Origin of the sequence: uncultured Methanobrevibacter sp., from assembly GCF_946184425.1 — an archaeon.
In the GTDB taxonomy this organism is placed as follows: Archaea; Methanobacteriota; Methanobacteria; order Methanobacteriales; family Methanobacteriaceae; genus Methanocatella.
The window spans coordinates 1-12,907 of sequence record NZ_CAMHFP010000019.1 but is presented as its reverse complement, the minus strand read 5'-3'; the positions used below and the strand labels follow the sequence as shown (position 1 = coordinate 12,907).

Here is a 12,907-nt window from a genome sequence, read left to right as displayed (position 1 = left end):
TATCACCTCAAATTGTTTTTTATAAATTCACGAGCTTTTCTAAAGTCTTTTTCGTTGGGATGGTTTTTGGCTATTCCACCGATTTTTTCGAAAAATCCATATGTGTCATATCCTCTGCAGCTGAATCCTCCAATGAATTCGCAGTCTTGGGATCTGATTGTTTTTTGGATGCCTCTTGCATAGTTTATGTAATTAATACCGCATGTGTAAACAGTGAAAACCTTTTTGCCGGTCAAGTCAATTTCTGAAGCCAGCTTTTCGATGCCTTTGTGGAATTTATGGAAATATATTCCTGAAGCAAATCCTATTGCATCATAAACTGAAAAATCTGTTTTTTTAGCTTCAGATATTTTTAATAAGTCTATATCATTTGAATATGCCATTACGTCGAGAACTTTTTTTGTATTTCCATGGTGTGATGAAACATATATTATTGCGGTTTTCATTTTTTATCATCTCGAAAAAATTTTATTTCCTATAAAATAATTTCCTATGAAACTATTTCATAGAAAACTATTTAACAATAATCATATATAAACATTGCTATGGAAGAAAAAAAATTAGGATTCCTAATAGCTAATCTATTCAACGATTACACAAACTACATGAATAGCTATCTTAAAGAAATGGATTTGACATTGAGTCAGACAAGAGTGCTCCTTGTTTTAGCATTGAATAATGGTGTTTCTATAGATTATCTTGCAGAAAAAGCAAACATAGGAAAAAGCAGCGTAACCAAATCTGTGAAGATACTTGAAAAGAAAGGATTTCTGACAAAAGAAATTGACCCTGAAGACAATCGTAGGAAAATCGTTAAAATCACAAAAAAAGGAAAAGAAATACAAAAGGCAGCTCTTCAAATCAATAATGAAATAGAAGAATTAATAATCTCTAAAATAGGTGAAAATGAAATTAAAACCTTAAAAGAACAGTTAATCACATTAGACGAATTAATTAAAAATTAAAAAACAGTAAATAACTTTTTGAAATTTAAATAAGGTTTTGTTTCCAATTGTGTATATTTTAATAATAGTTTGAATATACCTATTAAATATGTCAGAACTAACTATTGAAGTTTTAAAAGAAATTGTTGAAAAATTACCTAATGATTTTATAGTTGAATTTAAAGATAGAAACGGTTCTACTGTTACTGTATCAGATGATTAACGTTAAGATATCTGAAAAAAAATTAGTATTGAAAACCTACTAAAATATTTGTTAATTTTTAAATAAAAAAGAAAAAGAGTTAACATTAACGTTAACTACTGTATAAATCTGTAAAAATCCAGGATGGATCATAAGCTATAAGATATCCATCTTCACACCAGATTGATCTTACATTTCCTGATGTTGTATCTGCAACTGCAGCAGGATCACGGTCAATCCAGTTTCCTCCAGTATGTTTCTTATGTCTTAATCTTAATCTGATGTGACCGGTTCCTGACACCCTGCATTTAACGTGGATAAATTGTACATCATAACCCAATGATTTAGCTATTCTGTAATAGACTTGTCCCCAGTCCACACAATTGGAACCTTTACCATCTTTAGCATCTGTTATTGTTTTCTTGTCTGTTTTTTGTGAATCAAAGTATTTGCTATACAATTTCTTGTTAGCTATTACTGCTAATGCCTCATCAATACTATTACCTTTGAAAGTATAAGTCTTTATAAATAACTTCATTGTTGAATCGTTATAGTCAGGTAATGTTGATTTTCTATATACAATAGCTGGAAGTCTTCCATTTGCTCTGATATAGCTTTCAGTTCTTATGGCCATGTCAACATATTCAGCCTTGTCAAGTTGAGTTCCATTCTTTAATGTTACATAATTTGGAAGGAAATCCAATGACTTGTTGTCTTTGATTAAAGCCATTGCATACATTGCCACTAGCTTGTCAGTTCCCAGTTTCTTTGCTTTCTTTTCTATATCTTTGCAATTACCTTTTAATGTTAATATTTGGTAATGGTCACGTTTTTTGTAATTCTTTTGGTTTTGGATAAGCCAGTAGGCTATTGAATTCATAGCTTGACAAAAGCTTGTCCAACTAATATTATCTTTCATATTATATTTTTTATATAAATGAGATAATAAAATTATTGGAACATATAATAGATAAAAATAGGGAGCAATAATTATTTTAACCAGACATCATCATTATCTTCCACAACTACAGTTAATAAATTAAGTTTAATTATGGTCAAAAGAAACAATATTATCCCAATAGTCATAATCAATGCCGCTGCGATCCCACCCCATGGTTTTGGAAGATTTCCAATACCCGAAGTAAATATTATTACTCCCGCAATAGTTACATACAATATGGCAATGAAAGAAATTTTTACTTTTTGAAAACCCTCTTTTTTATAAATAATTGCTATAATAATAAATACAGTTATAATTACAGCTAAAGGAACTACAAATTTCTTATCAATGAATGATAGCCTCTCTAAAATTAATATTATAAAATATAAAGATGCATAAGCTATGGGTCTTAAATAATTTCTCATACATTATTCTCCATTAAAATTTTCCACACGTTTATTGTGAATCCACTCACGGTGCTTTCCGATAGCTATCCTAATGATAACTTCGATAAGATTAAGATCATCAGCCTGTTTGAAATAATATTTTGCTGGCCCTTCCAACATTTGTCTTAAATCATAGAATGGTCTTGGCTTAACGGCATCAGGATGCATCAATCCGTAATTCTTTAACAGCTTGATATTTTCTGTTTCATACTTTTCCAGTTTGGATTTCTGAACTTTACCGGCTACAGTCTTTTCTTTCTTGTCAAATATCTTGGCAATTTGAGAAGAGTCAATCAGGATACTGGATTCAATTAAAAGTAATGTTATTTCTTTTCCTCTAACTGTTATTGTTGTCGGATGCGAATTCTCAGTATCTAAAATTAATTTCATTGTTATTGCCTCATAATTATATTGATTTTACTGTTTAAAATATTATAGCTGGGCAGAGTGAAACCCAGCTATTTTATGGATTCGGAGTTAAACTCTAAGAGAAGTGATAGTGAAGAAAAAGCAACTAAAACTTCACTAAATCAGAGATTTAATATTCTTTTATCCCTACACGTTCCCACGAAAGGGTAAGGAGATTTTAATTATGGTTTTATGCTCTGAAGTTTCCTTTGATGATTCTGTTAGGAGCATTCATTAAAACACCAACGCTTGAAAGTATGAATAGCTTTGTATACATTGGAAGTTCATCACGAATGTCCTTGCGCATGAATTCGATTAAAGGATAGAAGTCATACATCTCACCGTCAGGCCCTAATGGTGCAACGGTTGTTCCTGTAGTTCTTGAGTATAACAATTTCATTCCGGGATTGATGTAGTCCATACCGATGTATGTCTTATCACCCATCTCAGAACCTCCATCACATACAGCAGTTCCTAAGATGTCAATGTTGTCAACACCGTAATAGCTTTTGATTAACTCTACAGGTTCGACCTGTTTGTTGCTTGAAAAGATATCTGACTTTAATGTGGTCAGTGATTTATAGCTGACGGCCATACTGTTCAGGTTGGTAAAGCTTCCTGCTGATTCCTTGAACTTTTCCTGAGCTTTAAGGATAGTCATTCCGGTATCGTCACCTGCTTCAAAGTCGTAGGTAGCTACTTTGGAGGAATTCATAATCATGTCAATAGCTGCCTTTTCAATACTGCGGCCGATAAGAATACCAACATCCTGGAGCATGTCATTAACACTGATTAAATTGGAATCCAACATCTGTGCAGAAACGTTTAACACTCCACCAATGGTGTCAATGGAGATAGTTTCTGATATTGGTTTTCTCACATTCAGTTCCTGAAGTGTTGCGCCAGGAGCAATGTCTTTAGCCTCACCAAGAACACCAGACTGAATAGCTTCCTCAATATTAACTCTTTGTGACATGTAAGTGTAATATTGGGAGTTTTCTTCAATTTCCTGCTTTGGTAATAATCTGGTGAATTTCATCCACTTTGCAGAAGTGTCAGCAACAATCTGCGCCATCACTTCATTTTGTACTTTAGCATCATTTCCTTTGGTTAGCATTTCTTTCACCTCCTTATGGTCTGCAGGTACCTTTTAAGGCAAGTCCTGGTTTATTCAACAATATTCCAACTTTACTTTGGATAAACAATTTGGTATATTGAGGTAATTCATCATAGATGTCTTTACGCATGATTTCAATGATTGGATAGAAGTCTGCAATGTTTTCATCACTTGTAATAGGTGCAACAGTAGTTCCAGAAGATTTGGAATACAATACTGTCAATGGTGCATTCCTAAGATCAAAACCTATGTATTGTTTGTCACCTATTAATGATCCACCATCAGCTTGGGTTGTTCCCAAAAGGTCGATATTATCAATACCGTAGTATTCTTTAATATCTTCTACAGGCTGAACTAATTTGTTGGATGAGTAAGCTAATTGTTTTACATAGCTTAAAGTTTTGTAAGACTCTGCCATTATTGTTAAATCGGCGCCTGCTCCAGCATTACCTTTGAAAGCTTCCTGTGCTTTGATGACAAATTTACCATATGCATCCATAGTATCCTGAGTTTCACTGGTATTGTAAACAGGAACATTTGGAGAGCTTACTAATGTATCATAAATGTTATATTCAATACGATTAGCAATAACAGTAGCTACATCACCTAACAAGTCTTCAAATGAAACAATATCACTATCAAAGACATCTTTATTAACATTAAGAACCCCACCAACAGTATCAATGGAGATAGTGTCAGTTACCGGCTTTCTGATATTTAACTCTTGCAAGGATGCACCTGGAGCAATATCTTTAGCTTCTCCAAGTAAACCTTTTTTGATAGCTTCATCAAGATTAATGTTTTGTCTAAAGTAAGTGTAGTAATCGGAGTTCTCTTTTATTTCTTGTTTAGGAAACAATCTAGCTAACTTCAACCTTTTTGCAGTTTCATCTGTAATGGTTTGAGCTATTACCTCATTTTGTACTTTAGTATCATTTCCTTTTGTAATCATTAATTATCACCTTAAGTTTGGCCTGTGGTGCCAATATCGTATGGTCTGAATACTTCAATGTATTTGTAATCATCTGAGCTTGCAACAGGGTGCATTGCAATATATTCTCCGTCATCAGATTTAATAGCTCCAGTACTAGTTAAAGCTATTTTATCATTAACGGCAATGTTAGATAAACCGCTAGCTAATTTTAATCTGAATAAATGTCCTAATACAAGGATGGCTGTTTTTCTTTTACCACCAGTCATTGTAACTGGATCGTTGACTGCAATACCTAAAATGATTTCACCTTCAGCTGCAGTATATTTTTTTACAGTTGGTTTTCCAATATCTGAGTTTGCAGATAAGGTTACAGCATCATCGACTTTAACTTTGTTTCCTGCGTACTCATATCCTGGAGTTTCTCCAGTTGGAGTTGTTACGGTGGTTGCAGTAATTGTACCTTCATCTAATAAGAAAGTTGTGACTTCTTTTCTTTCTTCAAGTAAAATAATAGAATCTGCCATTATATATGTCCTCCACTTAAATCTTAATATTACTTAATTTATTACTTATAATATATAAAGATTTATATATAATGGCTACTTTTTTAAAAGTTTTGTGAAGTTGAGATTAACATTAACAATAGCATTAACAGTTAAAAATCGATTCACCAATTTTCTGCATCAATAATAGATTGCTCAGCTTCACCACTTTCAATCATAGCAATACCTATATCAAAATTAGTTTTAATATCACTCATTAATCTTAGTTCAGAATCCCAAACTTCATTTTCATGCTCACGAGTAATTCCCCAAACACCAGCATCTAATTCACCCTCGATTAAATCTTCAGCCAACAATTCCTCATAAATTGAAAAGTATTTGAGTTGGATTTCTTCACGTAATTTTTTAAGCCGTTCATAATCATTAATGAGATCTTCAACTTGAAGCCTATGTAATTTGAATCTGGCATGGTCATACATCAGCTTCATTTTCCTGAAACTATCAAGTACTTCTTTTTCATCATCTTCAAGTTCATCATATGTTCTTATTTTTTCTTTATTCATAATAATCACTAATTATTAATTGAATAAAGACACATAAAAGCTTTTTGATATAAGTCTGAGGCAATATTGCTTTCAACTTGTAATTTTATCAGTTTATAATAATATTGACTTACTGTAATGATAACTAAAATCACAATTTAATACATGTAAAAATATAATTTATAAATTATTTTTTATCCAATTATAAAATTCACCATTTACCACATTTCCCGAATAACAATAACCATATTTTGAGGACATTCCATCAAAATAATTTTTAATTCCTGGACGAATACTGAATAAATTATCGTAATATCGCTTAGACATTAATATTTCACCATAATCCCCTTTATTTGCAATAGATGAAAAATTAGAAGCATCAACAACAGAATCACCTATCCAAATCGTGTCATTAATGCCCACATGCTCTCTTCCAGCTTTGATTACAAGAGTTTTACCACAGGCCAAGCCAATACCTGCCTCAAAATTTGACAACCCATATTTACTCAATAATTTATTTAACATTACAATATACGTATTACAATATAGAGCTCTCAAATATAAATCTTTCAAATCTTTTTTAGTAGGTGTTGTGTAAATTGCATAAACACAATCCCCAATTATGCCAATTTCTCTTTGATTATTACTGTCCCTTAAAATTTCGATTAATTCGGAAGTAAAACTCTTCATTATTTTTGATACTTTCTTAGCATCTTCATTTTTGAATAAACTTGAAGAATTACGCATATCCACAAAAATACTTGCTATCCATGAATAATAAGAATTACCAAATGTTAAAACTTCTGAATTAGGTAACTTTTTTTTATCAATTACTTTCAAATTATTCTTAAGAATTTTTTCAACTCTCTTTCTTCCTAATTTATAATTGTAAATCAAAAAATCACCCCTACTTTAAATAAAAGAACACAAATAGTACTTAATACAAAACCTATTACAAATGTAATTAACACATATTTTACAATAAGATACTTTTTTGTTGCTACAACAGATAATTGATAATTTTGATAACTTAATTGTTTGCACAAAGAATTTTCAGAAATCTTAATTTCATTATAATACTCTTCTTCATTATCAAAATTATCATTCACTGATTTATAATAAATAATGTTTTTATTAGCTTTACTGGACCTTGGAAACATAGAAATTACTGAAAGAACTAATGAGATCAACAAAAGAACAATCCCTAAAATGAATAATACTTTTATAATATTTGCATTTTCTAAACTAAATAATTCATCACAAATCCTATAAAAAATATTAAAAATAACTCCAATTATTGCAATAAATGCAATTGCTTTTGTATCTGCAAATTTAATCCATTCTTTATTTGCATCATAAATTTTCCATAAATCATCTTTCATATTTAACCTTCAATATTTAATAAATAATCATTCTCCATCAATCACTGTTTTCTAGTTTTGATTTTGATAATGCATTTCACTCACAATTTACCTTTGAGACATCAATCTCACCCGACATTAACTTAGGAAGCAATATGTTTCTTAATTGAGTTAATATCTCAATTTCATTATTATTAATATTAATTAAATTGTTATATTTCATATCGATTTGATAAAATTCTTTAAAAATATTTTCTGGAGGCACATAAATTTGTTTTATCATTAATATATTTTGATCTATGCCTTGACCTTCTCTTGATGCTGGTTTTATGATATCTTTAAAATATGGCATGTAATTTTCAATAAATGATTTTAAATAGAATGGATTAACTTTTTTTTCGTTGATTTTAAAAATATGATATGCAGAACTAACTCCTCCAATTTGTTCATCCATTAATCCCCAATTAAGTATTTCTCTGCTCATACCAAATACTAAATCATTTTTATAAATCAATTTAAATTTAGAAGTGCTCGCTGAGAGTTTCTTATTAAATTTATCTTCTCTTGGATGAATTCCTGTATTTGTAACAGAAAACATTGGGATAGAATCATCATTACTTTTTTCTGTTCTTTTTGTTAATATTTCTTTAAAGTCATATATTTCCCATGATTTAGGAATCAAACCAAATGTTGTATCTTTCATTTCATAACTTGAAAATTGGTCAAAATCAATGAACCAATGCTTAAATAACAATTTCCGTTGTTGATGTAAATTTTTATTTATCTTTTTATTTATTTCAATTTTCTAGAATTTGATTTAAAATATTTTTACCACTTTCAATTTTATATTCAATATTTGATAAGATATCACTAATTCCTTTTTGAATTTCAAGTGGAGGCAAATTTATAATAATGTCTCCTATGTCTGATGGTCTAATTGAAGGATAAGAAGTTGTACTTTGTTCTGCAATTGTCTGTAATGCTTCAGTTATGTGGTTTTGAGTAATATAATAATAAATAAATTCTGGAATTGCTTTTGATTTATCAACTGTTAATGTAGTAAATCCTGTAGAAACAAGAAAATTATCCATTTCATATTTTATCATGCCATAATGCTCTTGATTTGGTCGTACGGTTGATATTATAATATCATCAATATTGACTTTTCGTTTGGCTCTGCTGGGAATTTTTTCTATTGATGGATCTAAATATTTAATTTCATTAATTTCGCCTTTGGTAATATTTTTTGTATCCAAATAATTAAAAAAATTCCAATTATCTTTTTTTGAGTAAGATAAACCATTTATCTTACAAATATCTCTAATTTCTTTAACAGAATAGGAATCTAAACTCAAATTTATCACCTATGGACAAATTTTAATCTATCTATATCTTAGATATATCGATTTCACCAGACATCAATTTTGGGAGTAACTCATCTCTTAATTGAGTTAAATTCTCAATTTCTTTTTTATTTGATAATATTTGTGACAATATTGGTTCACCAAATTTATTAAATTCGTCCATTGTAGTTTTATCAGGTAAGACAAAATCCATATGTTTAATTGATTTTCCAGCATGAAGAATTGTTGTTCCAGTAGCGAAAGTTTCAATAATTCTTTGAATTCTTTTTGATTTGACTAAACAATATAGGAATGATTTATTAATTTCATCTGTTTTAATAACTAATTTTCTCATCCCTGTTGAGTATGCTCCTTCCAAACCCATTTTAACAATTCCTACTGTTGCATCTAATGATAGAACAATATCATCATAAACTAATATTTTATTTTTTGAAATTGATTTGTCAATGAATACCATATTGTCTCTTGATCCCAAATCTCCAACACGTATAAATGGAATGTCATTAGGTTCTGGTTTTTCATGATAATTTTTACTTCCCGGTTCAACACCGGTTACAAAATCCACATGATTATTTAACATTTCCACAGACCAGGATTTAGGTATTTTACCAAAGTTTTCATCAGGTTTAAATTCACTACAATTTTCAAAGTAGACAAACCAATTATTATAAATAGATATTAATAAATCTTCTAAAGTCCTATTCATGTTCTTACATGCTTCAATTTTTCCATCTATATCTTTTAAGATGGTGAGAATCTTTTTTTGGTCTTCAAGACTTTCGGGCAATGTAACTTCAAAAGTTTCAATATCATTTTTATTAATAGAACCAAATACAGTCCCACTTTCTTTATTTATTAAATTACTAATATTGGCCATAAGAAGATAATATAAAAATTCATTATCTCCCTTTTTCATTTGAAGCCCACATACTCCTCTTCCAATACATATATCTTCTTGAGCAATATTTAAATCACCAACAGGTGCTCTAACACTCATTAATACGCTACTTTTTTTAGCTACTTTTTTAACTGAAGTAGTATATAATTCAAATGAAGGATATTTATCTCCAAAAGTTTTATTACCTTGTAAAAAAGGCATTCCTTCAAAATCCTCATTATAAAATTCAGATTTTGGAGATTGACCCATAGTGACATCAGCAATTGATTTCAGTTCGACGGTTTTCCATTTTAGACTCAAATTATCACGCACCTATGATTCCTATCTAATCTAGAATTCAAAACCTATATCTTTTAAGCTTTGGCGGATTTTACCTTCAAGTTCATTAGACTCTTTAAATAAACCATCAAGTTCTGTTGTTAGAGTTTTCATTTTTTCTTCGAATGGGATACCGTCATCTTCTTCTGGTTTAAATCCAACATATCTTCCAGGAGTTAATATATAATCATTTTTTTCAATTTCATTTAAATCGCAAACTTTGCAGAATCCTTTTTCATCTTCTAAAGTTCCTTCTTCAAATTTAGTGAATGTATCTGCAATTATGTTAATATCATCGTCAGTTAGTTCACGTAATTTTCTTGAAACCATTGTTCCCATTTCACGTGCGTCAATAAAGAGTGTTTTTCCTTTTTGTTTTTTATCTCTGTTTAAAAACCATAAACAAACTGGTATTCCAGTAGTATAGAATAATTGTGTAGGTAACGCAACTATACATTCTACTAAATCATCTTCGACAATAGCTTGTCTGATTTTACCTTCACCAGATGAAGTTGAAGATAATGATCCATTAGCTAATACTAAACCAATTTTTCCTATTGGTGATAAATGATGTATCATATGTTGCATCCATGCGAAGTTTGCATTTCCTTTTGGTGGAATTCCATATTTCCATCTAGGATCATCTTCTAATTGTTCTTGACCCCATTTCTTAAGATTAAATGGTGGATTCGCCATTACAAAATCAGCCTTTAATGTTGGATGTAAATCATTTAAAAATGTATCAGCTTGGTGTTCTCCAAGGTCAGCTTCAAGACCACGAATAGCTAAATTCATTTTAGCCATCTTCCAGGTTGTTGGATTTGATTCTTGACCATAAATAGAAATCTTTTTAATATTTCCACTATGGTTTTCAATAAAGTTTTTAGATTGTACAAACATTCCTCCAGAACCACAACATGGGTCGTATACTCTTCCATTAAATGGTTTTAGAACGGCAACTAATGTTTTTACAACACATGCTGGAGTATAAAACTCTCCTGCTTTTTTACCTTCAGTTTCTGCAAACATACTAAGGCAATATTCATAGGTACGGCCCAATATATCTTTTTTATCTCCTTTTTCTGACATTTGGACATTTGTAAATATGTCAATGACAGCCCCTAACTTTTGTTTGTCTAGTTCTGGCCTTGAGAAGTTTTTAGGCAATATTCCTTTGAGTGATTTATTTTTATCTTCAATAGCTTTCATTGCATTATCAATTGTTTTACCATTTTCTGCAGTATTTGCTTTTTTAGCTATTTCTGACCAACGAGCTTCAGGTGGAACGAAGAATATATTTTCTGATGTATATTCATCAATATCTTCTTCAAATCCTTCTCCTTCCTCGACAAGTTCTTGGTACCTTTCTTCAAACTTATCTGATAAGTATTTTAGGAAAATTAAACCTAATACTACATGTTTATATTCTGCTGCATCCATTGAACCTCTTAGTTCATCTGCTGCATCCCATATTTGTTTTTCAAAACCTATATCACTACTATTTTCTTTTGCCATTAAATCACCTATGTGCCTTCATCTACCCACAATTCACATTGTGCAATAACTTTTTCTAAAGCGAATTCCATATCCTCTGGAGGATATTTGTATTTTTTGAGTAGTCTTTTCACAGTCCTACGCATGTTAGCTCTTGCAGATTCTTTTTTCTGCCAGTCTATTGTTCTATTTCTTCTTAATGCATCAGTTAATTCTTGAGTAATTTTAATTAATGTTTCATTATCATAAAATTCATGTATATTTTCAGGAAGTGCAATTGCATTGTAAAATGCTAATTCTTCTTCTGTCAAACCTAATTCTTCACCTTCCTTATGTGCATCACGTAAAAGTCTTGCAATCCTTATTAATTCTTCAATAACTTCATCATTAGTAATATGTCCATTAACATAACTATTCATAGTTTGTTTTAAAAGATTAGAAAACTCTTCTGATTTAACAATATTTGTGCGATTATAAACTTTTACCTCATCATTAAGTAATTTATGTAATATAGTGACACTCAAGTTTGATGAATCCAAAGCACGAACTTTATCTAAGAAATCTGGATCAAATAACGATACTTCATCACTAACATTTATTACATTAATTACTCCAGTACTTTTAATAGATTGATTTAGCAAATTAGTAATCTGTTCATTAATTTGATGAATAGATAATTTTTTATCAGAAGAAACTTTTACAATAACAGTTCGCACAGCTTCAAAGAATGCTGCTTCAAGACGTTCTTCTTCTTTAGCTATACTTCTACATAATGATAATGATTTTTTAAGTATTAATGCTTCTTTTAAAAAATCTTTTTTCTTGTTTTCACGAGATAAATCTTCCATGAAATTTACACCATCAGCAATGACTTGGGATCTTTCTAAATCACTATCACCAAAAAATTTTTCTTTGTATTCGAATCCATGGAAAAGGTCACGACAAACTTCTAATTTTTCTTTGAATTTGTTATAAACTTTATGTACATCCATATCCCCATAATTTTTATTATCTCTTTCTGTGTATTCACTCATTGCTTTTTTAAGGTCAGAAGCTATTCCAATATAATCAACAATGAGTCCTCCTTCTTTTCCTTTGAATACTCTATTTACACGCGCAATAGCTTGCATTAAATTATGGCCTTTCATTGGTTTGTAGATATACATTGTTGCAAGTGAAGGAACATCAAATCCTGTTAGCCACATGTCAACTACAATAGCAATCTTCATTGGGTCATCATCATCTTTAAATTTTTTCTCAAGTTCTTTTTTATATGATTTGTCACCAATTATTTCATGCCATTCTTCAGGGTCTTTATTAGAACCGCTCATTACGACTTTGACTTTTTCATTCCAGTCAGGACGCAGTTCCAGTATTTTTTCATACATTTTAATTGCAATTGGTCTTGAATATGCAACTATCATTGCTTTACCAGT

General features: G+C 30.3%; 16 protein-coding genes. 1 reads left to right on the top strand and 15 read right to left on the bottom strand.

The window, feature by feature from the left end; all coding sequences use genetic code 11:
- Window positions 1-2: 2 nt before the first annotated feature.
- Complete coding sequence (locus Q0P94_RS05515; RefSeq protein ID WP_116592751.1) at window positions 3-446, bottom strand: flavodoxin family protein; 444 nt, start codon at window positions 444-446, stop codon at window positions 3-5.
- A gap of 99 nt (window positions 447-545) precedes the next feature.
- Here Q0P94_RS05515 and Q0P94_RS05510 point away from each other — a divergent pair, with 99 nt between their 5' ends.
- Complete coding sequence (locus Q0P94_RS05510; protein ID WP_295114555.1) at window positions 546-965, top strand: MarR family winged helix-turn-helix transcriptional regulator; 420 nt, start codon at window positions 546-548, stop codon at window positions 963-965.
- A gap of 293 nt (window positions 966-1,258) precedes the next feature.
- Here the strand turns inward: Q0P94_RS05510 and Q0P94_RS05505 are convergent, their stop codons facing one another.
- From Q0P94_RS05505 to Q0P94_RS05440, 14 genes are all read right to left on the bottom strand, one after another.
- Entirely contained in the window at window positions 1,259-2,065 is an 807-nt protein-coding gene (locus Q0P94_RS05505) for a hypothetical protein (protein ID WP_295114552.1), read from the bottom strand.
- 71 nt (window positions 2,066-2,136) lie between these two features.
- Entirely contained in the window at window positions 2,137-2,511 is a 375-nt protein-coding gene (locus Q0P94_RS05500) for a hypothetical protein (protein ID WP_295114550.1), read from the bottom strand.
- A 3-nt stretch (window positions 2,512-2,514) separates the two neighbouring features.
- Window positions 2,515-2,922 carry a hypothetical protein gene (locus tag Q0P94_RS05495; RefSeq protein WP_295114549.1) on the bottom strand — a complete coding sequence of 136 codons (408 nt, stop codon included), beginning with the start codon at window positions 2,920-2,922 and terminating at the stop codon, window positions 2,515-2,517.
- Window positions 2,923-3,130: 208 nt separating this feature from the next.
- A complete protein-coding gene (locus tag Q0P94_RS05490; protein ID WP_295114547.1) occupies window positions 3,131-4,057 on the bottom strand; it encodes a hypothetical protein in 927 nt (308 codons plus the stop codon).
- 13 nt (window positions 4,058-4,070) lie between these two features.
- A complete protein-coding gene (locus Q0P94_RS05485; RefSeq protein WP_295114545.1) occupies window positions 4,071-5,009 on the bottom strand; it encodes a hypothetical protein in 939 nt (312 codons plus the stop codon).
- Window positions 5,010-5,020: 11 nt separating this feature from the next.
- Window positions 5,021-5,515, bottom strand: coding sequence for a hypothetical protein (locus Q0P94_RS05480; RefSeq protein WP_295114543.1), 495 nt, complete (start codon window positions 5,513-5,515; stop codon window positions 5,021-5,023).
- A gap of 143 nt (window positions 5,516-5,658) precedes the next feature.
- Window positions 5,659-6,057: a hypothetical protein gene (locus Q0P94_RS05475; RefSeq protein WP_295114541.1), complete on the bottom strand. Its 399-nt coding sequence runs from the start codon at window positions 6,055-6,057 to the stop codon at window positions 5,659-5,661.
- 159 nt (window positions 6,058-6,216) lie between these two features.
- The gene (locus Q0P94_RS05470) at window positions 6,217-6,933 is read right to left on the bottom strand and encodes an adenylate/guanylate cyclase domain-containing protein (protein ID WP_295114539.1); all 717 of its coding nucleotides are present in this window, start codon (window positions 6,931-6,933) and stop codon (window positions 6,217-6,219) included.
- Window positions 6,930-7,418 carry a Pycsar system effector family protein gene (locus tag Q0P94_RS05465; RefSeq protein ID WP_295114537.1) on the bottom strand — a complete coding sequence of 163 codons (489 nt, stop codon included), beginning with the start codon at window positions 7,416-7,418 and terminating at the stop codon, window positions 6,930-6,932. The genes Q0P94_RS05470 and Q0P94_RS05465 overlap by 4 nt, the downstream gene beginning before the upstream one ends.
- A gap of 76 nt (window positions 7,419-7,494) precedes the next feature.
- The gene (locus Q0P94_RS05460) at window positions 7,495-8,100 is read right to left on the bottom strand and encodes a hypothetical protein (protein ID WP_295114535.1); all 606 of its coding nucleotides are present in this window, start codon (window positions 8,098-8,100) and stop codon (window positions 7,495-7,497) included.
- Between the two features lie 94 nt (window positions 8,101-8,194).
- Window positions 8,195-8,752 carry a restriction endonuclease subunit S gene (locus tag Q0P94_RS05455; RefSeq protein WP_295114533.1) on the bottom strand — a complete coding sequence of 186 codons (558 nt, stop codon included), beginning with the start codon at window positions 8,750-8,752 and terminating at the stop codon, window positions 8,195-8,197.
- Window positions 8,753-8,783: 31 nt separating this feature from the next.
- Window positions 8,784-9,959, bottom strand: coding sequence for a restriction endonuclease subunit S (locus Q0P94_RS05450; protein WP_295114531.1), 1,176 nt, complete (start codon window positions 9,957-9,959; stop codon window positions 8,784-8,786).
- Window positions 9,960-9,989: 30 nt separating this feature from the next.
- Entirely contained in the window at window positions 9,990-11,492 is a 1,503-nt protein-coding gene (locus tag Q0P94_RS05445; protein WP_295114529.1) for a class I SAM-dependent DNA methyltransferase, read from the bottom strand.
- A gap of 8 nt (window positions 11,493-11,500) precedes the next feature.
- On the bottom strand, window positions 11,501-12,907 hold a 1,407-nt coding region (locus tag Q0P94_RS05440), incomplete at its 5' end, for a type I restriction enzyme endonuclease domain-containing protein (protein WP_295114527.1).

Coding starts and splice junctions, on each gene's coding strand:
- Q0P94_RS05510 (WP_295114555.1), top strand. CDS start 546: ATGGAAGAAAAAAAATTAGGATTCCTAATAGCTAATCTATTCAACGAT.
- Q0P94_RS05490 (WP_295114547.1), bottom strand. CDS start 4,057: ATGCTAACCAAAGGAAATGATGCTAAAGTACAAAATGAAGTGATGGCG.
- Q0P94_RS05515 (WP_116592751.1), bottom strand. CDS start 446: ATGAAAACCGCAATAATATATGTTTCATCACACCATGGAAATACAAAA.
- Q0P94_RS05445 (WP_295114529.1), bottom strand. CDS start 11,492: ATGGCAAAAGAAAATAGTAGTGATATAGGTTTTGAAAAACAAATATGG.
- Q0P94_RS05475 (WP_295114541.1), bottom strand. CDS start 6,057: ATGAATAAAGAAAAAATAAGAACATATGATGAACTTGAAGATGATGAA.
- Q0P94_RS05465 (WP_295114537.1), bottom strand. CDS start 7,418: ATGAAAGATGATTTATGGAAAATTTATGATGCAAATAAAGAATGGATT.
- Q0P94_RS05480 (WP_295114543.1), bottom strand. CDS start 5,515: ATGGCAGATTCTATTATTTTACTTGAAGAAAGAAAAGAAGTCACAACT.
- Q0P94_RS05500 (WP_295114550.1), bottom strand. CDS start 2,511: ATGAGAAATTATTTAAGACCCATAGCTTATGCATCTTTATATTTTATA.
- Q0P94_RS05460 (WP_295114535.1), bottom strand. CDS start 8,100: ATGAAAGATACAACATTTGGTTTGATTCCTAAATCATGGGAAATATAT.
- Q0P94_RS05495 (WP_295114549.1), bottom strand. CDS start 2,922: ATGAAATTAATTTTAGATACTGAGAATTCGCATCCGACAACAATAACA.
- Q0P94_RS05505 (WP_295114552.1), bottom strand. CDS start 2,065: ATGAAAGATAATATTAGTTGGACAAGCTTTTGTCAAGCTATGAATTCA.
- Q0P94_RS05485 (WP_295114545.1), bottom strand. CDS start 5,009: ATGATTACAAAAGGAAATGATACTAAAGTACAAAATGAGGTAATAGCT.